This is a genomic window from Corynebacterium sp. ES2715-CONJ3 (genome assembly GCF_024814365.1).
GTDB lineage: Bacteria > Actinomycetota > Actinomycetes > Mycobacteriales > Mycobacteriaceae > Corynebacterium.
In genome coordinates, this window is record NZ_JANUXS010000001.1 from 244,981 (window position 1) to 267,770 (window position 22,790).

The following is a 22,790-nucleotide window of genomic DNA, read 5'->3' on the forward strand; positions in this document are numbered from 1 at the left end:
GGGGCACAATAGGAGGAGTGACTACTCAAACTCAAACGATCGAACGTCCAGATATTCGTAGCGATGAGCTTCTTGACGACGATACTCCGAAGTTTTTCCATTATGTGAAGAAAAATCAGATAGTGGAATCGGCAGTATCCGGTCGCATCGTGGTTGCTCTCTGCGGTGAAACCTTTCCCGTAACCAAGCAAGCAAAACCTGGGTCCCCCGTGTGTCCCGACTGCGAAAGCATTTACAGGAGTATGCGCAAATAGTGAGTAATGATCTGCGCGTTTGGCAACGTCAAGCGCTAGAGAAATATCTTGCCGTTCAACCTTCAGATTTCCTCGCTGTTGCCACTCCAGGAGCTGGAAAAACGACGTTCGCGCTGCGGGTTGCCACCGAGTTGCTCAACAGCCACGTCGTAGAACGAGTCATCGTGGTGGTTCCCACCGAGCACCTGAAGGTGCAGTGGGCGGAGGCGGCGTCGAGGGTAGGAATCTCTCTAGATCCTCATTTCAAAAATTCGGGCGCAGTTAACCCTCATTACCATGGCATTGTGGTGACCTACGCCCAAGTTGCCATGCACCCATTCAAGCACTATGCCATCACCACGGCGCACAGGAGTCTCGTGATCCTTGATGAGATTCACCACGGCGGGGATGCAAAGAGCTGGGGTGATGGAATCCGGCAGGCGTATCGCGATGCCACGAGGCGCCTTGCGCTCACGGGAACCCCGTTTCGCTCCGATGATTCCACGATCCCCTTCGTCCGCTACGACGAAGATGGCGAGGGGCACCTCGTCTCCCAAGCCGATCACACCTATGGCTATTCCGATGCTCTCGCCGACGGAGTGGTCCGGCCGGTGGTATTCCTGTCCTACTCAGGGGAGGCACGTTGGCGTAACTCCGCTGGTGAAGAATACGCAGCGCGCCTTGGCGAGGCTCTTTCACCGGAGCAAACCGCACGCGCTTGGCGCACTGCGCTTGACCCTAAAGGCGACTGGATACCTGCTGTCCTCGGTGCGGCCCACACGAGGCTTCTCCAATTACGCAAATCGATCCCCGATGCTGGTGGTTTAGTTATCGCTACTGATAAGACCACAGCGCGCGCCTACGCCAAGATCTTGGGAAACTGGAGTTCAACACCGGTTACTGTGGTCCTCTCCGATGAAGTGGGTGCATCAGATCGGATTGAGGAGTTCTCCGCAAGCAGCGATGAATGGATGGTGGCGGTGCGCATGGTGAGCGAAGGGGTGGATGTGCCGCGGTTGGCCGTGGGCGTATACGCCACGAGCGCTGCAACACCGCTTTTCTTTGCTCAGGCAATTGGACGTTTTGTAAGAAAGCGCCGCCCTGGGGAGACCGCGAGCGTCTTTTTACCGTCGGTACCCGTGTTGCTGGAACTAGCGGCACAGTTGGAAGTTTCTCGGGATCACGTTTTGGGTAAACCTCACCGATCTAAAGAAGGTTTTGATGATGATCTTCTGGCTCAAGCTAACCGGACAGAAACCGAGCCCGATCTAGAACGTAGTTATGAGTCTTTAGGAGCCGAGGCGGAGCTTGATTCCTTGATATACGATGGCTCTACGTATGGAACGGGTTCGATTGCAGGTTCGGCTGAGGAGGCTGATTACCTCGGCTTACCAGGCCTTCTCGATGCTGAACAGATGCGGGAATTACTGCGTCAGAGGCAGGCCGAGCAAATTGCCCAGCGAGAAAAAGAAAGGGCTAACCACGTTAGCGACTCTTCCACCGATCACGTTGCTAGTAAGGAAATCCCAACACTGCGCAAAGAGCTCAATAGCCTAGTGTCTATGGAAGCGGCCCGTACTGGACGTCCTCACGGGGCCATCCACACAGAAGTAAGAGCTAGATGCGGAGGCCCCCCCACGGCAATGTGCTCTGCTGATCAGTTGCGCGAGCGTATAGCCTATTTGCGACGGTGGTAGCCCCGATTGTGGCTATGGAGTGGTGGGGCTTAAACGTTGCAGAGAATAAGTGCTGTAGGATAGTCCCCGCTGGTATGTACCCCGCGAAGCTACAGAAACGAAAGCGCAGGGGAGCAATACCGTAGAACGCGGAGAAAAATTTTCTCCATATTTACAAATAACTACTCTCTAAGGACATCTTTATGACCAATCCCTATAACAACAATGACGAGTTCGTACAACCAGAGCAGAGCCTGCCCGCCTACAATCCCGTCGATCCCGCGCCTGCAGCAACACCGGTCGTCGTAGCAAAAAATGGCCTCGCACTTGCAGCTCTGATTGTTTCGGCTGTAGCTTTGGTGCTCACCCTCACCGTTGTTGGCGTTATCATTTCTTGGGCTGTAGCACTGGTGGGACTCGTGCTCTCCATTGTAGCCTTGGTTAAGGTGAAGAAATTCGCCCCAGGTGCCGGTCGAAAAGGTATGGCCATCACAGGTCTGGTCTTGAGCATTCTGGCACTTCTACTAACCATCGTTTTCGGACTCGTCTTTGCGCAGTTCGGCGCTATCGTGGGGGATTGCGCCCAGTATGAGGGTGAGGAGCTTCAAACCTGCATCGAGCAGCAGCTCGTTAACCAGTAGTAGCTACTACTACCTAGGTGAGGTGGTTACCGTGGTCAAGAGCTACGGTAACCACTTTTTTGCTTATTGGCACAGATACCTGGGTAGAGAGATCAAGCTACGAGTGCGAGGTGCAGCCATGTGTAGACGCGCAAAATACTCATTTGCTGTGTAATCCGGACCACGGCTCAGCCTGGTGCTGGACTTTCGACTTTTGCCGGGGCGCTGGCGGTAGATGTGCATGCGACCGAGCCCGGACGAGTATGGTCCCCATATTTGTTGTGGCTTTTTATAGACCGTGGGCATGAGGTTTCTCTCGGACCATCGGTACAGTTACGTACCTAGGGGGCGCGGGTCACTCTTATACGGCATTATATGGCTGACATCGTGTAAGACTGTGTGTGGAGAATAGCGCTGCGCCCAACTGCTCTTTACCCTAATAACGTCCTATTTGGGGGTGGGTAACCTTTACGCAGCGATCGCGGAGGCCCAGTTATGTGCTGGTTTAGATTTTCATGCTTCACCCATTAAAAAACGCATGTGGAGTCCGACACCCCTCGTCGACGCCGAGATCGATAGTGCGTGGACAGCCCAGCAAGGTGCCGGTTCTGCTGCTCCCTCACCACAGCTGACGCAGGTGCAACGGTGAGTTACTACAAGTAGTGCGGGTCTGTTATGCAGATATAGCTAGTGTGGCACTGGAGTAATAGAGTGTATACGCGATCTTCCCATCGAGGTCACCTCACCGCGGCTGAAATCGGCCACTAATACGATATATGGCCTGCCGTATTCGCTTGGGAATGAGCGAAATTTTTAGACCCCTCGGACTATCCGAGGGGTCTAAAATTGTGATATTAACGTCCAGCGTTAGTCAAGATAATCGCGCAGTACTTGGGAACGCGAGGGGTGGCGCAGCTTAGACATGGTTTTAGATTCGATCTGCCTGATACGCTCGCGTGTAACACCATAGACCTGGCCGATTTCGTCCAAGGTTCGTGGCATGCCATCCGTGAGCCCGAAGCGAAGTCTCACAACTCCAGCTTCACGTTCGGTGAGGGTATGGAGGACATCTTGCAGTTGGTCCTGCAAAAGCGTGAACGACACCGCATCGACTGCGATAACGGCCTCAGAATCTTCAATGAAATCACCCAGCTGGCTATCGCCTTCGTCACCGATCGTCTGGTCCAGCGAAATGGGCTCGCGCGCATACTGCTGAATTTCGAGGACTTTTTCCTCGGTGATATCCATTTCCTTGGCAAGTTCTTGCGGAGTGGGTTCACGGCCAAGATCCTGAAGCAGTTCACGCTGAATGCGTCCGAGCTTATTTATGACCTCCACCATATGGACTGGAATGCGGATCGTTCGTGCTTGGTCGGCCATAGCGCGGGTAATAGCCTGCCTAATCCACCACGTGGCGTAAGTTGAGAATTTGTAGCCCTTGGTATAGTCAAATTTTTCCACAGCACGAATGAGTCCAAGGTTGCCCTCTTGAATCAGATCAAGAAAAGCCATACCCCGGCCGGTATAGCGCTTCGCCAAGGAAACGACGAGACGTAGGTTTGCTTCGAGTAGGTGGTTCTTGGCCTTGCGGCCATCGCGAGCGATAGCCCTGAGGTCGCGCTTGACTGCGGGGGTCAGTTTCGCTTCCTTATCGCCATTATGAAAAGCTTCTGTCATCTGGTCCATGCGGTAGGTTGCATAGAGTCCAGCCTCGATTCGCTTAGCGAGTGAAACTTCTTCCTCAGCATTGAGCAGCGCAACTTTACCGATCTGTTTGAGGTATGCGCGAACCGAGTCGGCTGAGGCCGTAAGCTCGGCATCCTTACGGGCTTGACGCAAGGCTGCGGACTCATCCTCGTCCCATACCGACGACCCATCGTCCTCGTCGTCTTCAGCATCCTCGTCGTCGTCATCTGGGACGTCGAGTTCATCGATTTCAGCGCTGAAATCCTCAGCATCATCGTCAATCAAAGTATCATCGGCGATGAGATCAACGTCAACGTCTTCATCGGAGGACTCGTCGAGAACGCCGGTATCTTCTACCTCGACAACAGGTTCTGCAACTTTTTTAGTCCGAGTCTTTTTGGCCGTCTTCTTCGCAGATTTCTTTGCAGTCTTTTTAGCTCGAGTTTTCGGTTTTTCCGACTCCGGAGCGTCTTCGGCTTTGGGCTGCACCTTACGGGAGCTAGCAACCTTCCGAGAGACCTTTTTAGGCAAAGACGCCGACTCTTCGGAACCTGCGTCGGCTTCGGCTTCGGCTCTAGTCGCGCTCTGAGCAGATTTTGTCCGCGTGACCTTCTTCGCTACCTTCTTCACGACCCGCTTGGTAGTCGATTCGGTGTCAGTACTTTCCTCTACTTGAGCGCTGGATACAGTTGGCTCTTGCGATGTCGATGCGCTCTTACTGGTAGCTTTTCTGGTTACCTTGCGGGTCGTCTTACGCGCTACTTTCTTTGCTGCAGTCTTTTTCGTTTCAGTCACAATTGCCCCTTCTCCGGCGTGGTCACTACGTTAACGACAAAAATAAACTCTATGCACATTAGTGACCATCACTATGATGCTTATTCCAGCATAAAGAAAAATTAACAGTTATGCCGATATCCCCGTGCGATACCCACGAGTCTTTCCTATAACAAAGTCCATGGTACTGCTAGTTTCCCGGGTGGGAACGAGAGATATTGACGTGTCTCGGTGATCTTAATGTCAGTCCGTTAAGGGTGAAGGGTAGTTCGCAGGGGACGTATCAGGTCTATGCGCTGCGCGTAGTGACTTTATTATTAAGATCATAGAATCCGGGGAGAGCCAAACCTTGGGTCTCCGTCAGACAAACGGCAATTATAGAGCACGCGCAGGCAAAAGCCTAAATAATACTCTGGAATTAGCTGCGTTGGATTCTCCTCGGAAATATCCAACGCAGCGACACTAAGCAATCTAGCGGTAATCTAGGGGAATAAGCGGTGCTCGACCGCCAGTGCAGCACCCACGATACCAGCGCGATTACGCAATTTTGCTGCAATAACAGGGGTCTCATTGCTTAGTTTCGGAATCCACTTGTCGCCCTTGCGGGAGATGCCACCGCCGGCGATGAACAGCGTGGGATTAAAGATCCTCTCGTATTCCTTGAGAACTGTGGATACCCGAGCGGCCCACTTGGTGTAGCCAATCTCGTCCCTGTCTTTAGCGGAAGACGAAGCGAATGACTCAGCTTCACGTCCCTCGACGATCATATGCCCTACCTCTGTATTTGGAAACAGGGTGCCATCTACAATGAAGGCGGATCCGATACCGGTACCGAAGGTTAGCAAAATAACTGCACCCTTTGATGCTTTTTCGTCGCCGAAGGTCACTTCGGCCAAGCCGGCGGCATCAGCGTCGTTGAGTACGCTGATCAGGCGAGCCTCGCCGAGGTGATGAGCAAATAACTCGCGAACATCTACGCCAATCCACGAGGGGTCGATATTAGCTGCGGAAAGCACGAACTGATTTTTGATCACCGAGGGGAGGGTGATGCCGACCGGCCCATCCCATCCTGCGATTCTTAAGATCTCGTTGCACGTGTCCGCAACGGCTTGAGGGGTGGCGGGCTTCGGCGTCAAAATCTTAATGCGATCACCGACGAATTCGCCGGTATCCAAGTCAACGCGAGCTCCTTTAATTCCAGAGCCGCCAACATCGATTCCAAATCCAATTCTGCTCATGGCGCATAGTTTAGTGGACGAGTACGAGACCATCCCAATATCCTGATAGTGATAAATCTTAAATTCTCCGAGAGCTTTATAAGCTCTTAAAATAGGTACTCACATGGAGAAAGTCGCTGTGTAGCTGCAAGTAGGAGCGCTTTTTTGCTTGCATAAACGCTGCTGCATTATGGTATTGCTTGCTCGAAAATGGGAAAGAGTGTGACAAGAAACTCGATTCCGTGTATAAATAGCGACAACTAACACTTCACAATCTCGCATCCTTTGAGAGGGTGCAGCTAGCTAAACCGAAAGCGAGGGGATCGAAGGTATGGCTACCGACTATGACGCACCACGCCGTCGTTCCGACGATGACATTGAGGCCGATTCTCTCGAAGGTCTCAAGGCTCAAGAATCAGCTTCATCGACACTCGATGATGACGATGAGATGGTCGATTCCTTTGAGATCCCCACAGCCGATCTCACAGGCGAGGAATTGAACGTTTCCGTGGTTCCCCGTCGCGATGACGAATTCACGTGCTCCTCATGCTTTATTGTGCAGCGCAAGAAACGAATCGACCACGTCGAGGACGACGGCAGCATCATCTGCATGGATTGTGCCTAAAAAAGACGCTACTTAGAAAAGTAGCGTCCGCACCTCCTAGTTCAGGGACTGTGTCGCTTTATCGGCTTGATCGGGTAGATAGGCCCGCAATAGTTTCTCAGGATCGCGGGTTGCCACAAGCCAATAAGGGGTGGGGTCTTCGGGATCGTCAAGAACAAGCATCACCATTTCTGGGACCCACCCATGGGAGACCACGAAGGCTGCAGGGTCGAGCTGTCGTCCCATCGCATTACGTTTAGCGGTTGCTGGAACAGCTAGGCTGCGGGACACTACAGTATGGGGGAGGTTTGCTTGGCCAGTGACCAGCCATCGGGTGCCGTCGGGATCTCGTTCCACTCGCACCCGAGTACTCGACATGCTAAGCAGGAGCCAGACTGCAAGAGCGCCTAAGGAAACCGCTGACACCACAGTCCACACTAGACTTCTGTTGAGACCCAGTTGCGCGGAAATAAGCGAAACTACGAAGGTTGCCATCAGCCACCAATACCACGGCACCCACTGGCGCTCGGAGTAGAGAATGGCCGGCTTCGACGCTGTTTTCTTTTCACTGTCACTCACGGTATTCATTGTAGCGGCGATCTTCGGGAAAAAGCCAAGGAGTTGGTCGCTAGGCTGAGCGCTAGGTCTTAGGCTATCCTGCTTGCAGGAGATAACGCGAGAAGTCTTGCGAATATTTAAGTCTCAACAAAGGAATTACTCTGTGCATACCTATACCGAGCCAGTGAAAACAGTCGCCCTGAAATTGCTCGATCCGGGCCTTCCTGTTCCGAGGCGGGCCCACCGTGACGACGCAGGCGTGGACTTGTACTCCACCATCGATTTAACCCTGGAGCCGGGTGAGCGCTCTCTCGTCCCTACTGGGATCGCTATCGCCCTGCCTGTAGGATCCGTCGGCCTCGTGCATCCGCGTTCGGGTTTGGCATTGAAAAAAGGACTGTCAATTGTCAACGCTCCGGGCACTATCGATGCTGGTTATCGTGGGGAGCTTAAGGTGTGTCTCATCAATCTCGATCCCCGTGAACCTATCGTAATAAAGCGTGGAGAGCGCATAGCTCAGCTCCTCGTACAAAAAGTGGAACTCTTTGATTTCGTAGCGGTTGCTGAACTCGATGACACCGAGCGCGGAGTCGGGGGGCACGGATCAACTGGTCTACGTTAGGCTGGGATAGGTGTTCTCAACGCTGAGAGATAATGGCTCTAAGGCGCTGAGATTTAATCAGGCGTTCTAGCTGGCGCCACATGACGTAAATATAATGATAAAGAGGTATCTGGACATGTCACTCTGGCCGTTCTCAAAAGATAATAGTAGTGCCCCCCACAAGTCCGAGACAGAGCCGCTCGAAGCTCACCCAGCTCATGACGCCGTTAATGGGGGCATGGGGCCTTTCGACGGCGACTCGGTCGATATCGATGAGTTCGAGTTTGGAGACTTTGCCCAAGGCATCCTCAATCTAGGTTCCCTACAGGTGCCGCTCCCTATAGGTTCCGAGGTGCAGGTTGAGATGGGACCCAACGGTCCTACGATGCTCCATGTCCTCACTGAATATGGTCGTTGCACACCGGTTGCCTTTGCCGCCCCTCGTTCTGGAGGACACTGGGATGAGGCTCGCGCAGAAATCACCGCGGACATGAGCAAACAAGGTCTCAGTGTGAGCGAAGAAATGGGCCCCTGGGGACCGGAAATTGTGGGGGCAGCCCCGCAACAGGGCGGAACCATCCGTGTCATCGGCGTTGATGGCCCTCGCTGGATGCTACGTATGACCTTGGCGGCCCCGCTCGATAAAGCCGATGATATGGCAGCCTTGGGCCGCGAGATAGCGGCGCGTACTTTCGTCTACCGTGGCAACGATCCGATTCTTCCTGGTACCTCTTTGCCGGTAGCTCTTCCGCAGCCTTTGGCTGAACAGGTCGCCCAGGAGATGCAACGCCGCTCCCAGCAGAACAACGGTCGAGGTTTCCCCAATAACTCCGTGTCTTTGAATTAAGTCCAGGAGACTATCTGTGAACGATCACCAATCTAATTCTGAGACAAAACCCAATCTTATAGACCAAATGGGCGGCCTCGGGGGTCTAGTCGCATCGAGTGTACCTGTGATCACCTTTGTGCCCGTCAACAATAGATGGGGGCTGCATTCTGGTATCGCAGCAGCACTTCTAGTGGCCGTGGCAATCCTAGTGTGGCGCCTTGTGCGTAAAGAGAATCTCCAGCCCGCCATTTCCGGCTTTTTTGGCGTGGCTATTGCGGCCGGCATCGCTTGGTATACCGGGTCCGCGAAAGGCTACTTCCTTTTCGGAATTTGGATATCGGCCTTGTATGCAGCGATCTTCATTGTATCCATTATTGTGCGATGGCCCTTGGTCGGAGTGATATGGAAAGGGATCAACGGGGACGGCATGGCGTGGCAAAAAAACCCGCAGGCAGTTAGGGCTTATACCTGGGCCACCGCGGGGTGGGCTGTGGTTTTTGCCGTGCGCTTTTATGTTCAAAACTTTTTCTATAATTCCGATGCCACCAATTCCCTGGCCATAGCGCGTCTGCTGATGGGGTGGCCACTGTCCGCACTCGTCATGGTATTTACCGTAGTCATGGTGCGCAAAGCCACCGCGGCCCTCAAAACCACGCCTGCGGATTAACCAACAACGACGAAAACTAGGTTATTGTCATGAACTTTTACCCCAGATCCACTGAACCAAAACTGTCCACGGGGCAGCGACTCGAGCTCAAGATCTCGCGAGTGGCCCACGGTGGGGAGGGTATCGCCATCTTCGACGGCCGAGTGATCTTTGTCCAAAGCTCCTACCCAGGTGATACTGTCCTAGCTGAGGTCACTAAGGTGAAGCGGAACTTTGCCAGAGCGCTACTCATCGATGTCCTCGAACCAGCACCCGCGAGGGTCGAACAACGGTGTCCCGCAGCTGCTCTAGGCGCCGGCTGTTGCGACTTTGGAGACCTTGAACCCAAAAGCGCCGTGGGCTTAAAGACCACCATCTTGCGAGACCAACTCACCCGCCTCGGTGGACTAGAAAATCTGCCCGACATCCAGCAACTGGCACTCAATCCTTATCAGGGGTGGCGGACCCGCATGCGATTGGGTGTTGACGACCAAGGACGCGCGGGAATGCGGGCTCTCCGGTCGAATGACGTTATATCTGCGGCCCCGTGTGCTCAAGCAGTGCCAGGACTGCTTGATTCAGTGGTGGGAGAAGAGGCGCGTCGTTTTACCCCTCATGCAGAGGTGATCGTGGTCATGGACGACGATCATAACCGTCATATCGTCGAGATCTCCAAAGCGCCTCGCGGGCAGCGGAGTGAAACCATCACAAAGGTCATAGAAGGCAGCGATCACGCTATCCAAAAAGTCGCTGGATATACTTTTAAGATCCCAGCAACAGCATTCTGGCAAGCTCATGTGGCTGCCCTCGAAACGTATTCGCAGCAGATTACCTCGTGGTTGAAAAACTACGGTCCTAAGTCTCACGAGTTGCTAGCTTGGGACCTCTATGGGGGAGTGGGGGCGCTCGTTCCAGCCATTCGGGAAGGGTCAAACCCCCAAGCCACAATTTACTCGGTGGAAACATCTCCGGGATCAGCGCGCGCGGGGCGAAAGGCTTTCGATAGGGGGATAACCTTTATTACTAATTCCGTTGAGGCTGCCCTGGGAGAGTTGCCAAACCCGGATATCGTAGTCCTCGACCCGCCTCGTACCGGGGCTGCGTCAGGGGTTATCGAGGGTATTGCTGCTGCTCAACCGGATATCGTTATTCATATCGGTTGTGACCCTGCGACCTTTGCGAGAGATGTGCGACGATTTGTCGATCAGGGGTATATTTTCTCTGAGTGCGTGATGATTGACGCTTTCCCTGGCACCCATCATCTGGAAAGCATGGGCCTCTTCCTGCGCTCTTAGGCTTAAGTTACGGGGTAGAATGAGTATTAGCCGTCTGAGACGCTCAGCCGATATGATGGACAATAACTATTAGTGCGTGGGAAAAACAGTGACCCTGTGGACTCCCTCCAAATCTGATCGGAGAGGACCGATTTTCGATCAGTATGAGAAAGGACAAAGGTTTCTCTTTCGCCCATGAGTATTCTCGCAACACTTACACACCCCGCTGATGTCAAGAGGCTCAAGCCTGAAGATTTGGCGCAGCTATCTGAGGAAATACGAGAATTCTTAGTTGAGAAAGTAGCCGCCACCGGAGGCCACTTGGGGCCGAACTTAGGCGTTGTGGAACTCACCATCGCACTGCACCGAGTCTTTGATTCGCCTAAAGATCCAATCATTTTCGACACCAGCCACCAGTCTTACGTGCATAAAATGCTGACGGGGCGCATGAACCAATTTGATACTCTTCGGCAAAAGGGTGGACTATCTGGCTATACGTCTCGGAAAGAATCTCCGCACGACTGGGTTGAGTCGTCTCACGCCTCTGCTTCTTTAAGCTATGCAGACGGACTGGCTAAGGCTTTTGAAATCAAAGGGGAAACCGATCGCTGTGTCGTCGCAGTAGTAGGAGACGGCGCTTTAACAGGTGGCATGTGCTGGGAGGCGCTCAATAATATTGCCGCCTCCAAAAAACGCAAAGTCGTAATCGTTGTCAACGACAATGGGCGCAGTTACTCGCCCACAATCGGTGGTTTCGCGGAGAATCTAAAAAAGCTACGCACTCTCCCTACGTATGACAGAGTGATGGAGCACGGCAAATATACCCTTAAGCGTCTCGGCTGGGTGGGGGAGCGAACTTTTGATGCACTCCATGCGTTTAAGGAGGGGCTCAAATCCACAGTCATACCCACAGAGATGTTCAATGAGCTGGGAATAAAATATGTTGGTCCTGTCAATGGCCACGATTCCGAAGCTCTCGAAGATGTTCTCAACTATGCTCGTGATTTCGAAGGTCCTCTTATCGTTCACGTCGTTACAGAAAAAGGTCGCGGCTATCCACCTGCTGAAAATGACGCAGCGGAACTCATGCACTCCACCGGCGCTATTGATCCTGTTTCTGGACTACCTGTCTCCAAAGATTCTCCTGGTTGGACGGCGATTTTCAGTAAGGCGTTGGTAGCGGCCGGGGGACGCCGCGATGATATCGTTGCCATTACAGCAGCGATGGCGGGCCCTACCGGACTGGTGCCCTTTCAGCAGCGCTTTCCCGCACGTTTTTTTGATGTTGGCATCGCCGAACAGCACGCCTTGACCTCAGCAGCCGGCTTGGCGCTGGGGGGTTTACACCCCGTGGTTGCGGTATACGCGACATTTCTCAATCGGGCTTTTGATCAACTCCTCATGGACGTAGCTCTTTTAAAACAGCCCGTTACCCTGGTTCTCGACCGCGCTGGCGTCACCGGGAGCGACGGAGCAAGCCACAACGGCGTTTGGGATTTTGCGATTACTGGCATAGTCCCGGGTATCCACGTGGCCGCCCCGCGAGATGGGCTAAAATTACGTGAGCTTTTCGATGAGGCAATAGAGATTCAAGGGCCCAGCGTTGTGCGCTTTCCAAAAGGGGCACTGCCCCCAGTCTTTCCGGCCCTGGAAAAACGTGCAGATGGTGTGGAAGTCCTCTATAGCTCGGCTCGAGACGCAGAGAAGAAGATACTTGTCATTGCGGTGGGTCCTATGGCTGAGCCGGCCCTCTCGGCGGTTGAGGCTTGCACACATATACCAGTGGACTTTACGGTGATTGATCCCTGTTGGGTGGTGCCCGTCGCCCCCTCCATTCTCGAAATGGCACTCGACCATGATCTCGTCGTTACCATTGAGGACGGCGTTATCCATGGTGGCATCGGATCGATGATCGCGGAATCTCTAGCAGCAAGCGATATCGATACCCCGATTCGGCAGTTAGCTTTCCCTGAAATCTTTCCGGAACATGCCAGCCGCAATGAATTACTTGCGGAGGTAGGTTTGGATGCTCGCGGCATTACAGCGTCGTTGCAGGGATGGATTGAAACCTTAGTGGCGTCGTGCCCTATTGATGAGACGGCTGAAAATCCGGAATACTAGTCCCGCCTGCCAAGGGCGTACCCCAACATCCTTTAGGTAGCTCTGCAGTTCCCGTTCGCTGCTGACGAGACCCTCGTGGGCAATCGCCCACACCAGAGCGCGGCTATCGGCTGGAGTGATGATATTCTCTTGCGGCACAGCTAACTCAGCTGCTCTTTTGGCCAGCTGACTATTTACCCACTCCAGTTCTTCGTAGACTGCAGGGTAGTGCTGCTGTATAGCACGTTTGGATAATACGGTGATCTCACCGCCTGATGTGGTGTGCACTTTGTGGGGAAGTTCGAGCGGATCTGGCCATAGAGCTGAGTCAGTTCTCTTGGCCTCTGCAATAATTTTCGCCCACGTCGTAGCCCGAGAGCGAAGCCGGTGAGGGTAGCCCTTGGTGCGGAGAACTTTAGAGGCATGAGTCGGCATGGACGATGCTAGAGCCACCAAAACCCGATCCGGCAAAATTGCAGACGGGGCCAGATCTTCCATCGAACCCTCTCGTTCACGCTCCTGCCATAGGGCGCGGGCAACAGCTAATTTTTGGGGGGTTTTCAGAGAGTTAAGGCCTTTGGTGTCGGTCCACAGTCTTGATGGGGCTTGGTAGTGGGCAAAGCGAGTCTGAACGAACTGGCATTCCTGTTCTATCCAAGTGATTTTTCCTGCATCCTTGAGATCTTTGGCCATAAGGCGAGCTAATTCGATGAGCAACTCCACATCGAGAGCGGCATAGTTAATCCACTCCTGAGGAAGGGGCCGCCTAGACCAGTCTTCGGCTCCGTGGCCCTTGAGCAGCTCCCGATCAAAGTAATGCTGAACCATAGCTGCAAGGTTGACCTTGTCGTAGCCTAAAAGCCGTCCAGCTATTTCGGTATCGAAAAGTCTCCCTGGATGCAGGCCAAGGGCCGCTAGGCTGGGTAGGTCCGATATTGCTGCATGGAGAATCCAATCGGCGCCATTAAGGATTGGTTCCAGATATGTTGAAGTGGCTGCGCGATCACTTTCGACGTCGAACAACACTGTTCCAGCCCCCTCGCGGCGAACCTGGAGCAGAAAGACTCGGTCGTCATAGCGAAAACCTGCGGCCCGTTCAGTATCGATGGCAAAAGGGCCGTAGCCGAATTCCAAGACACTGACCGCAGCGGCTATTTCGCGGGCGCCTGTGGCCACGGAGGGGGTTCCTTCGCGTGGGACACCCAAGATTCTGGACATATTCTTCTACTTAGAGTTCACTGAATCTAATTCGCGCACACCCTCGGGTGGCAGACCAGCGACATGAGCTAAGATTTCCGCAAAGGCTGCGACGTGAGTGCTCAGATCGCTTTCGCTAGCGGTCCACGATGCTCGCATCTCGAGCTGGTATGCCGATGGTGGGCCACCAATCTCCCCGAAGCGAACAGATGTGGTGGAGGTGACTGTTCCCCCTAAATTCGTATACCCAACGCCTTCAAGTGCCTCCGCTAACCACTGCCACGCTACCTCCGGAAGAAGAGGGTCAGCTGCTACTTGGGAATCCATATCGGCCTGGATATACGCAACTAAGCGCATATCACCATCCCAAGTATCCTCAGCGTGTGGGTCATGAAGCAGGATCAGCCGACCGAATGCGTCATCGTCGCTGTGTGTTGTCAGCGGTTGATCATCATGAATGACCTCCAAGCCAATGGCATGGGAAAAAGGTGCAAGCCGCTGTGGTGGGCGAATGGTGCCGAGAGAGATTTCTGGGCGTAGCTGAGCCTGGTGCATGGACTCCACGGCGCGCGAGAAGTTCTCCGGTATGGCCTCGTCTGAGCCAGACTCTTTGGGGAGTGGAGATTTGGGATTTTCGGTCACGAATCAAAAGGTATCGAAAAATCTAAGCTTCTGTGAGTTGCCACGCCGCCTATGGGCGGAAAGATGCCGGATATTAGGCCAGCCTGCGTGATGAGAACCATACTTATATTCTAGTTGGGGTTCAATCTTTTGGATGAGTGTCGATATAATGGGTTTAGTTCTAAAGTGCGGGGCAGATATCCCGCTCCAACCAGTCGGCCGGCAGTGCAAAGGATCTTTTAGATGGCAGAGAAACTAAACTTCGAAGAGCTCAATAACATTCAGCGGTACTCACAATTTGCTGTATTCAAGGTGCAGCCTTTGGCGGTACACGAAGGGGAGGCCGAGATTGCGGCTGATGCTCAAGAATTTTTTACAAAGATGGCAAACTCAGGTTTGATCACGGTGCGGGGTCTTTATGATCTTGCGGGTTGTCGGGCTGAGGCGGACTTCATGATCTGGTGGCATGCGGAGCAGTGGGAAGATATTCAGAAAGCCCTCACAAGCTTCAGGCGTGAGACTAAGCTGGGGCGAAAATCAACAGCTGTCTGGTTCGGAAATGGCCTGCACCGCCCTAGTGAATTTAATAAATCCCATCTTCCTAGTTTCATTATGGGCGAAGATCCAGGTGCGTGGATTTGTGTCTACCCTTTCGTTCGTTCCTACGACTGGTATGTAATGGATGCTAAAGATCGCCGTCGGATTCTTGCTGAACACGGCAGGCAAGCCCGGGGATATCCTGATGTGCGGGCAAATACCGTCCCATCCTTTACCCTTGGCGATTATGAGTGGATGCTGGCCTTTGAGGCACCGGAACTTCATCGTATCGTTGATCTGATGCATGATATGCGCTACACGGAGGCTAGGCTGCATGTTCGCGAGGAGCTACCCTTCTTTACAGGGCGGAGGGTGACAGATCTCGCCGAGCTAATTAAAGCTCTCCCATAGAAAAAACCCCGCTATATGGCGGGGATTTTTTACTGCCAATTGCTCAAGGTTGCTCCGGTTGCAGAGTTAAGCATACGGAGTTGATGCAATAACGCAGATCGGTAGGTGTGTCATAGCCCTCGCCCGAAAAAACGTGGCCCAAATGGGAGTGGCAGTGTGCGCATATGACTTCCGTACGGACGTGCCCTAGTGAGCGGTCTTCACGTTCAATGATCCGATCTCCAGCTAGCGGGGAGAAAAAAGAAGGCCAGCCGCAATGAGAGTCGAATTTCTCCGTGGAGCGAAACAGCTCCGTGCCACAGGCCCGGCAGGAGTAAATCCCCGATGTTGTTGTATTAGTATACTGTCCGGTGTGTGGAGCTTCGGTTCCAGCCTGGCGTAGCACTCGGTATTCTTCGGAGTTGAGGCGCTCGCGCCATTGGGAATCGCTAAGTTTCCTAAAGTCAGTCATTGCATCTCCTTATTAAATTGGGTGTGCTTAATACTAGAAACCTACCAAAGATCACCAGGGGCGTCTAGAGCTGCTTCCCCTCCATCAATGTCCACCGTACCGCCGTGGTGGATATAGCAACGATAAGCAATGCCCAACCGGCGGTAGCTTGATAGACATTGAGCCACCAGCCCAGCTGTGGACTCACGATTGATCCGTAATCGAGCGGCGCTAGTGCCAGGTATAGACCAGCCCAGGCACCCCACGAATGCAGCACGCTCATTCGCGAGAATACCGTAAAAACAAAAGGGAAAAGCAGCATCGAATAATACATTTGACCGAGCGACGACAGCAGAAAAACCCCACTGAGAATGAGTGCAGACGTCGTCGTGATCCATACGAGAGGATCGGTGAGTCGAATCCTCAGCAAGAAGATAACACCAACAACAACTATCGAGGCGAAAAGAACCCACACACCCGTGGCGAGAAACGGCTGCAGACCAAAGTAGACGGAGAATCCCTGCCATGATGCATTGGCGTAATCGCGCACCTCGCCCAAATACGGGATAGTGCGCCGGATATAGTCACTGGCGCCTGGGATAATAGGCCATGCAACGAGATTGAGAATAAGCGGTACCCCTAAACCAGCAAGGATTGTCGAAATTTGTCCGCGAACAGCGGGCAAGAAAAGCAGGGGCAAGAAAATAGGCTTGATCAATATGGCAAAGCCGATGAGGATACCTGCCCATACCGTGCGCTCCGACCACAGGCAAATAATAAAGCCGGTGAAAATCAACAGTAAAACTCCGTTGATATTAGAAAAGACAAGCGTGTTCTGCACCGCTTCTGTCATAAATGCGATGCTAATCGCGGTGGGGAAGGCTAGAGAGGAAAGCTTAAAGCCGCTCAGGCGCGTTAGTAGCCCCAATGACACAATGATCGCGGCGGCGTTACAGCAAATGAAAGCAAAGCGCGCCGCAGCAAAGGGCTCAAGAAAGGCGAGAGGCGCTAGGATGAGTGTCGCGCCGGGGTTGTATAGATAATGCGGATCAACGAATGTGTAATTTTCATTATAAACGTTGACACCCTCGATAAAGCGGCGTAGCGCCGTATAGACGGTCGTATAATCGTCGGTGATCGAACCGTTGATGGCGAGGAAGAATAACCGGTGAACCACGAGCAAGAGAGCCAACGGCCATAGGCACGCATTGCCAATAGAGTCCATGGAAGTCCCGCGCGGTGCTGGGTGGTGGTCACGAGCATGCTGAGGCGCGCGGCGCACCCACAAGGAATCAAGTTTTTGCTGGATAGCTAATGCCACTGCAGTCCCACCCTACCTTCGAACGGAGTCTAAAATTCTTCAATCTTCAACCATATATCGTTTCGATCGTTCGTAGTGGAGGAAAACGGTTCCATCATCGGTCGCCGCGAGAGAATGGAGTTGAAAGTGACGCGCGTCGTCGATGTGGTTCCCAAATAGGCGAAGATTCGAGCTATCAATGATGCACGGGCTCAAAGTGAGATGAAGGTGATCAACCAGATCCGCTGACATCAGATCGGTGATGACACGCGTTCCACCTTCCACGCAAATATTCGTCATTCCAGCTCGTCGTAGCCAACCAACGCAGTAGCGCGGGCTGAGATTGGCGCCAAAAATCACCTCAGCTCCTTGATTCTTCACGAATGCTAGGCGCTCTGGATATCTTCTCGCAGCTTTAAAGGTAGTGAAAATCAGTGGGGGCGTGCCAGCAAAAAATTCCGCTGCACCAGAAAAATCCAGTGTTGCTGTAAGAGTAGCAATCCGAGGCGGTAGATCGCGCCCAAATGTGCGGCGAATACGTTGACTTTGAAGATTTTCCACTATGGGGCCGTATTTTTCGCTACGAATCGTTTGCGCGCCCACGAAAACGACGTCGGAAAGAGCTCGCATATACAGTAATAAAGCTTGATCTACAGCATTGCCCAACCCCCCACTGGTGCCTGCAAGAGTCGATGACCCATTAATGCTTGTGATCCCTATCAGCCGAGTACCAAAATCAAATCTCACAGTGCTGAGACCCACCTGGTGGGTGAGGAAATCAGGTGGTGGAGTGTCGCCAGCGGGCAAAATTACAGGGTAAACAACCGGAGCGCTCATGACTAATGAGTCTAATAATAACGAAGTGACAGGTTTGGGATTTAGCGGGTTCGGTGCGCGGCATCACCGCCATCTGACTTCCTAGGGCCTAAAAAATCTGCGAAATCTGCTCAGCTCCAGCTCAATGGGGTTTTGGCTCGTGGATTTGCGTTCAGATGCAATGAGGCATTAAAGTTTCATCCGCACGACAAAATCCCTACCATGGAATGTCGTCTGCGGATGTAGCGCAGTTGGTAGCGCATCACCTTGCCAAGGTGAGGGTCGCGAGTTCGAGTCTCGTCATCCGCTCAGCTTTGAACACAAAGCTATGCGCGATTAGCTCAGCGGGAGAGCGCTTCCCTGACACGGAAGAGGTCACTGGTTCAATCCCAGTATCGCGCACCAGAGCAAAGAAGCTCTTTAAAACAATATATGCGGATGTAGCGCAGTTGGTAGCGCATCACCTTGCCAAGGTGAGGGTCGCGAGTTCGAGTCTCGTCATCCGCTCAGGCACTCTTCAGTGCTCCGAGGCAGGAATGCCACGGTGGAATGGCCGAGTGGTGAGGCAACGGTCTGCAAAACCGTGCACACGGGTTCGATTCCCGTTTCCACCTCCAATTTTGCGCGTTTAGCTCAGCGGGAGAGCGCTTCCTTCACACGGAAGAGGTCACTGGTTCGATCCCAGTATCGCGCACCAACCCTTGACAAACTCATGCGGATGTAGCGCAGTTGGTAGCGCATCACCTTGCCAAGGTGAGGGTCGCGAGTTCGAGTCTCGTCATCCGCTCCATGCATCACCCAGCTGATACTTATGCCCAATACAATCGAGGCATTTGTCCCTGCTGGGTGCTTTCTTTTAGCAACAAGTATCTTGATAAGTAGAGTGCGATAAATCGCCTGTGCCATCAGATTAACGCTGTACCGCGGACAAGCCATCAGGTACGTCGGAGGAGTCGTGCTCAGTGATCTGCGAATCCGCGCCAACCCCTATATTTGACTTTCGGAACTGACATCACTGGAGTGAGAGGTCTGCGGCATGCCCCAATCGCCCATCGAATTTTTTTACCGGGTGAACCCCTTATATGTGTGGGAGCCCTGCGCTTGGTGCGGCATTTTTACTGACTATCTCTCTTCCATAGGGGTCCGTAGCCTCATCCTCATAACCCTGATTGCGCAACGAGAATATCTCGGTTTGTACGAATGTCCTCACAAAGGACAACGAGCTTGAGATCTGCTGATTTTCAAATCAAAGCTCGGCATATTCCCCGTCCACCGGCGGGCGGCAGCGAAGGAGGAGCACGATCACCACTCTTCCTCTCCTAACCTCATCTCTACTCCCATATAGTCAAGTCCCAACTGCGCGCGTGTGGAGAAGTTAGCGTTGAACTACGGTCAGCCGAATGTGGCCAAAGTTCTCTTTGAGGAAGGAGTCTAGGAAGACTAGAAACTGGAATATACTTTCGTTCAGTTCCTATGAGTCAAGGCATTATGGATCGTTGAGGTGATGCAGCGTGGATCCCACAAGGAATTTCCCGGATCATCTAAAGACAATATCGAGGGCCGGCTGGGTATTTTAAACTCAGCACCAAACTAATGAGGGGTAATAGGCGTAACCCAAAGGGATTGAGAGATCAATGTCTCTCTCCGTCCTCACGGGTATAGCTAGGTGGGCTAAAGGAGGCAGAAAATCCCTAGTCGTAGTACGCTTCGAAATAGAATATCAAGACGAGAATGAGGATATATGAAGGTATTAGTGCGAAAAGTTGCCACCATAGGCTGCCTCAGCGCATTACCGATGAGTGTAGGAGCTTTGTTCCCAGACTTTATCCATCATGCGCAAGCACATGATGTGGTAGTCGGTGGTTCGCCAGCCGATGGGGAGGTCATTGACGGCACCCCACGTCGGCTGGTCCTCGAGTTCTCTGCTGAGCCAAAAGAGGGATTCAACTCTATGGCCTTGACTGACCAAAACCGCACCATTATTACGAGCGGGGAACCTGAGGTAGACGGTCGACTAGTAAGTCTTGATATGCCATCTGATCTTATTCTGCCGCCTGGGGCGTACACCATAGGCTTCCAAATTACTTCCTCCGATGGGCATTCAACCCGCGGGAAAACCACGTTCACAGTTCAAGGGACCGCCTCTGGCGCACCCTCGACTACTCCAGAAATAACGGCTGCTCGCCCGTCGGAATCAGCTGCAATCGATCCCGCAGACACTACATCGGACTCACAGCAGTGGTGGTTGTGGCTGCTAGGTGTAGTGGCGCTTAGTGCTATTATTGTGGCGCTAGCAATTGCCCGCCAACGCCAGAGGAATAAAGGCGGCAAACCTAAAAATGGCCGCTAAGCACTGAGGGAAATACCCAATTAATCTCAACAAATCTTACAGGAGGAATATATTCCTATGAAATCTTTATTCGTACGTCGAGCTGGACTCGCCGCTTCCGCTGTTGCTCTCACCGGGCTCGCCCTGGTTGGCTGCTCCGATAAAGAGGCTGGCTCTCCTTTGATCGAGGACCCCATCGCTACCACGATTTCCCCAGAAGAGGAAATCCTGGAAGATACGCCAGCCCTGACGTTCTCCGATGCTTACGTTAAAGCTGCTGGTGTGGACAGTGGAATGACCGCCATTTTCGGTGTGCTGCACAATAACTCTGATCAAGATCTCCACATCACCAGCTTCAGTGCTGATATTGATGCCGCGAAGTTCGAGATTCACGAGGTTGTCGATGGAAAAATGCAGCAGAAGCTTGATGGTCTAATGATCCCGGCAGGTCAGACTGCTGTTCTCGAACCTGGTCATGACCACTTCATGATTTTGGGTCTCACGGAACCGGTGCTGGCCGGTGACGATCTCGATATCGAGTTGCGTCTAGCCGACGGTTCAGAGCTGGAATTTGAAGATATCCCAGTACGGACTATCTCCGCTGGCGACGAGGACTATTCCATGGACCACATGGACCACGACAAGATGGACCATGACGATAAGATGGAGAAGATGGAGAAATAATTCCATCGCATTGAGTATGGGATAAATAGTGATGGTGGGAGCGGGGAATTTCTTGGGATATTTCCTCCTCCCACTTTCGATCATTCACACGCTTTTCATAAGGCTGCGAGTCCTAGTGCCCGCACAACGACATTTTTAAGGTGATGCAATAATGAGTACGGGGTGTCCGCATAACGCGGGACGCAATTTGAGTGGATTTAGCCGGAGGGATTTTCTCCTCGGCGCGGGGGCATCCGTCGGCGCCGTTTCGGTAATCTCGACTCCTCTAGCTGAAGCTCAGCCAGCTGACACCGAGGCGGACCCCTTCCTAGAAAACGCTCGTGTACCTTTTGACGGTCCGCACCAGGCAGGGATAGCAACTCCTGCACAGGCCTTGCTGCGAGTCGTCGCGTTTCAACTTTTTTCCAATAATGATCGCGAATCGGTACGCCGCTTGTTGAAGCTGTGGACGGAAGATGCTCGTCGACTGTGTCGCGGTCAGGCCCCTTTAGGCTCCCTTGAGCCCGAAATGATCAATAAGCCAGCTAATCTCACCATTACCTGCGGATTCGGAGCAAGACTTTTCGATATCATCGGTGCAGCGGACCAGCGACCATCGTGGTTGGGACCGCTGCCTGCCTTCGAGCGCGACGCTCTAGACCCCCGGTGGGGCGAGGCGGATATGGTGCTGCAAATATGCTCCGATGACCCCCTAACCCTCGCTTTCGCTAGCCGACGCATGCAACTAGCAGCTCTCGATTTTGCTCAGGTGAGCTGGGTGCAAGAGGGTTTCCTCAATGCCAATGGGGCTCTCAGACCCGATGAAACTCCCCGCAATCTATTCGGTCAAATTGATGGCACTGTCAATCCTCATAGCAAGGATGAATATGACGACTATATTTGGATCGATTCCGAGCAAGATGCGCCTTCTTGGGCGCACGGGGGCAGCTGCATGGTCGTTCGGCGCATCAGTATGGACCTCGATGACTGGGAGCGCCTCGATCGCACCTCTCGAGAAGTCGCGCTTGGTCGCGCCCTCGACACGGGCGCTCCCTTGACAGGCGAGCGCGAGCACGACGACGCAGATTTTGATGCCACGGATGAGCTTGGATTACCCGTTATCGACCCGCGTAGCCACATGGCGCTTGCCGCACCGCCGGCGGATAAACCAAAGCAACGGTTGCGTCGCCGAGCGTATAACTTTGACGATCCGCCGCAGCCTGGCTCGCCCCGTACCTCGGATTCGGGATTAGTCTTTGTGTGTTTCCAGCAGAATCCGCTCCGGCAGTTTGTTGAGATCCAGAAGCGTCTCGATGCCGGCGACCGGTTGAATGAGTGGAATACCCACATCGGCTCGGCTGTGTTTATTGTACCGCCTGGAACTTCAGAGGATGGCCCAGAGCACTTCTGGGGCCAATCACTGCTGGAAACCTAAGTTCGTGAAGTGGATCAGAGTCCCAGTCCGGACATAACGGCTCGTCGGTCTCCTCAAGCGATATTTTCGAAGGATTCAAGCATCAGTTAAAATAGCTTGCTAGTTGCCAACCTCGTACTGCGTATGTCTGACCATATCCTTCGTAGTGATGGTGTCGGTAGCGGTTTATCCCATTCTTCTGCGCTCGCGTCCAGGTCTGACGGGGGCGCCTGAGCTCAAAGGAGCACACCCCA

Annotated in this window: 21 protein-coding genes, 6 tRNA genes and 1 pseudogene; 20 read left to right on the forward strand and 8 right to left on the reverse strand. The window is 53.1% G+C overall.

The features are described from left to right. Positions 1–17: 17 nt before the first annotated feature. The 4 genes from NXT00_RS01100 (at position 18) to NXT00_RS01115 (ending at position 3,178) form a co-directional block, all read left to right on the forward strand. A complete protein-coding gene (locus tag NXT00_RS01100; protein WP_259076505.1) occupies positions 18–254 on the forward strand; it encodes a DUF3039 domain-containing protein in 237 nt (78 codons plus the stop codon). Beyond that, positions 254–1,930, forward strand: coding sequence for a DEAD/DEAH box helicase (locus tag NXT00_RS01105; RefSeq protein WP_259157746.1), 1,677 nt, complete (start codon positions 254–256; stop codon positions 1,928–1,930). The genes NXT00_RS01100 and NXT00_RS01105 overlap by 1 nt, the downstream gene beginning before the upstream one ends. A 182-nt stretch (positions 1,931–2,112) precedes the next feature. Then, positions 2,113–2,550: a DUF4870 domain-containing protein gene (locus NXT00_RS01110; RefSeq protein WP_259076508.1), complete on the forward strand. Its 438-nt coding sequence runs from the start codon at positions 2,113–2,115 to the stop codon at positions 2,548–2,550. Between the two features lie 436 nt (positions 2,551–2,986). Further along, positions 2,987–3,178 (forward strand): hypothetical protein, encoded by a 192-nt coding sequence (locus NXT00_RS01115; protein WP_259076510.1) that lies wholly within the window; start codon positions 2,987–2,989, stop codon positions 3,176–3,178. Positions 3,179–3,396: 218 nt separating this feature from the next. On the opposite strand, the pseudogene NXT00_RS01120 reads toward NXT00_RS01115, so the two are convergent. Together NXT00_RS01120 and ppgK are read right to left on the reverse strand one after the other, a co-directional pair. Further along, positions 3,397–5,007: pseudogene (locus NXT00_RS01120) on the reverse strand (RNA polymerase sigma factor); the annotation flags it as partial. A 464-nt stretch (positions 5,008–5,471) separates the two neighbouring features. Then, positions 5,472–6,227 (reverse strand): polyphosphate--glucose phosphotransferase, encoded by a 756-nt coding sequence (gene ppgK, locus NXT00_RS01125; RefSeq protein ID WP_259076520.1) that lies wholly within the window; start codon positions 6,225–6,227, stop codon positions 5,472–5,474. A 310-nt stretch (positions 6,228–6,537) separates the two neighbouring features. Here ppgK and NXT00_RS01130 point away from each other — a divergent pair, with 310 nt between their 5' ends. Next, positions 6,538–6,831 (forward strand): DUF4193 domain-containing protein, encoded by a 294-nt coding sequence (locus tag NXT00_RS01130; RefSeq protein ID WP_259076522.1) that lies wholly within the window; start codon positions 6,538–6,540, stop codon positions 6,829–6,831. Between the two features lie 36 nt (positions 6,832–6,867). On the opposite strand, the gene NXT00_RS01135 is transcribed toward NXT00_RS01130, so the two are convergent. Then, the gene (locus NXT00_RS01135; RefSeq protein WP_259076524.1) at positions 6,868–7,398 is read right to left on the reverse strand and encodes a DUF3093 domain-containing protein; all 531 of its coding nucleotides are present in this window, start codon (positions 7,396–7,398) and stop codon (positions 6,868–6,870) included. Positions 7,399–7,531: 133 nt separating this feature from the next. On the opposite strand from NXT00_RS01135, the gene dut reads away from it, so the two are divergent. The 5 genes from dut (at position 7,532) to dxs (ending at position 12,839) form a co-directional block, all read left to right on the forward strand. Then, a complete protein-coding gene (gene dut, locus NXT00_RS01140; protein ID WP_259076526.1) occupies positions 7,532–7,990 on the forward strand; it encodes a dUTP diphosphatase in 459 nt (152 codons plus the stop codon). A 115-nt stretch (positions 7,991–8,105) separates the two neighbouring features. Beyond that, positions 8,106–8,816: a DUF3710 domain-containing protein gene (locus tag NXT00_RS01145; protein ID WP_259076528.1), complete on the forward strand. Its 711-nt coding sequence runs from the start codon at positions 8,106–8,108 to the stop codon at positions 8,814–8,816. A 16-nt stretch (positions 8,817–8,832) separates the two neighbouring features. Further along, complete coding sequence (locus tag NXT00_RS01150) at positions 8,833–9,465, forward strand: DUF3159 domain-containing protein (protein WP_396124688.1); 633 nt, start codon at positions 8,833–8,835, stop codon at positions 9,463–9,465. Positions 9,466–9,494: 29 nt separating this feature from the next. Next, positions 9,495–10,739, forward strand: coding sequence for a class I SAM-dependent RNA methyltransferase (locus tag NXT00_RS01155; protein ID WP_259076530.1), 1,245 nt, complete (start codon positions 9,495–9,497; stop codon positions 10,737–10,739). Positions 10,740–10,913: 174 nt separating this feature from the next. Continuing rightward, entirely contained in the window at positions 10,914–12,839 is a 1,926-nt protein-coding gene (gene dxs, locus NXT00_RS01160; protein ID WP_259076532.1) for a 1-deoxy-D-xylulose-5-phosphate synthase, read from the forward strand. Here the strand turns inward: dxs and NXT00_RS01165 are convergent. Both NXT00_RS01165 and NXT00_RS01170 read right to left on the reverse strand, forming a co-directional pair. Further along, entirely contained in the window at positions 12,789–14,036 is a 1,248-nt protein-coding gene (locus NXT00_RS01165) for an HRDC domain-containing protein (RefSeq protein ID WP_259076533.1), read from the reverse strand. The genes dxs and NXT00_RS01165 overlap by 51 nt on opposite strands. A 6-nt stretch (positions 14,037–14,042) precedes the next feature. After that, positions 14,043–14,657, reverse strand: a complete 615-nt coding sequence (locus NXT00_RS01170) for a DUF3000 domain-containing protein (protein WP_259157748.1) — start codon at positions 14,655–14,657, stop codon at positions 14,043–14,045. A gap of 222 nt (positions 14,658–14,879) precedes the next feature. Between NXT00_RS01170 and hemQ the strand changes: the two genes are divergently transcribed. Then, on the forward strand, positions 14,880–15,584 hold the full coding sequence (hemQ, locus tag NXT00_RS01175) for a hydrogen peroxide-dependent heme synthase (protein WP_259076536.1): 705 nt from the start codon (positions 14,880–14,882) through the stop codon (positions 15,582–15,584). 43 nt (positions 15,585–15,627) lie between these two features. Here hemQ and msrB read toward each other — a convergent pair whose 3' ends face one another. The 3 genes from msrB to NXT00_RS01190 form a co-directional block, all read right to left on the reverse strand. Beyond that, a complete protein-coding gene (gene msrB, locus NXT00_RS01180; RefSeq protein ID WP_259076539.1) occupies positions 15,628–16,035 on the reverse strand; it encodes a peptide-methionine (R)-S-oxide reductase MsrB in 408 nt (135 codons plus the stop codon). Between the two features lie 64 nt (positions 16,036–16,099). Next, positions 16,100–17,335, reverse strand: a complete 1,236-nt coding sequence (locus NXT00_RS01185) for a glycosyltransferase family 87 protein (protein WP_259076547.1) — start codon at positions 17,333–17,335, stop codon at positions 16,100–16,102. A 39-nt stretch (positions 17,336–17,374) separates the two neighbouring features. Beyond that, on the reverse strand, positions 17,375–18,151 hold the full coding sequence (locus tag NXT00_RS01190; RefSeq protein WP_259076548.1) for a dihydrofolate reductase family protein: 777 nt from the start codon (positions 18,149–18,151) through the stop codon (positions 17,375–17,377). Positions 18,152–18,366: 215 nt separating this feature from the next. Here NXT00_RS01190 and NXT00_RS01195 point away from each other — a divergent pair. From NXT00_RS01195 to NXT00_RS01235, 9 genes are all read left to right on the forward strand, one after another. Then, positions 18,367–18,439 (forward strand) — tRNA-Gly (locus NXT00_RS01195). A 21-nt stretch (positions 18,440–18,460) separates the two neighbouring features. Then, a tRNA-Val gene (locus NXT00_RS01200) sits at positions 18,461–18,535 on the forward strand. Positions 18,536–18,564: 29 nt separating this feature from the next. Next, positions 18,565–18,637 (forward strand) — tRNA-Gly (locus NXT00_RS01205). Positions 18,638–18,673: 36 nt separating this feature from the next. Then, a tRNA-Cys gene (locus NXT00_RS01210) sits at positions 18,674–18,747 on the forward strand. A gap of 5 nt (positions 18,748–18,752) precedes the next feature. After that, positions 18,753–18,827 (forward strand) — tRNA-Val (locus NXT00_RS01215). Positions 18,828–18,844: 17 nt separating this feature from the next. Next, positions 18,845–18,920 (forward strand) — tRNA-Gly (locus NXT00_RS01220). A 951-nt stretch (positions 18,921–19,871) separates the two neighbouring features. Continuing rightward, complete coding sequence (locus NXT00_RS01225) at positions 19,872–20,480, forward strand: copper resistance CopC family protein (protein ID WP_259076550.1); 609 nt, start codon at positions 19,872–19,874, stop codon at positions 20,478–20,480. 57 nt (positions 20,481–20,537) lie between these two features. Then, positions 20,538–21,143: a copper chaperone PCu(A)C gene (locus NXT00_RS01230; RefSeq protein WP_259157749.1), complete on the forward strand. Its 606-nt coding sequence runs from the start codon at positions 20,538–20,540 to the stop codon at positions 21,141–21,143. 151 nt (positions 21,144–21,294) lie between these two features. Then, a complete protein-coding gene (locus NXT00_RS01235) occupies positions 21,295–22,557 on the forward strand; it encodes a Dyp-type peroxidase (protein WP_259157750.1) in 1,263 nt (420 codons plus the stop codon). The last annotated feature ends 233 nt before the right edge of the window (positions 22,558–22,790 follow it).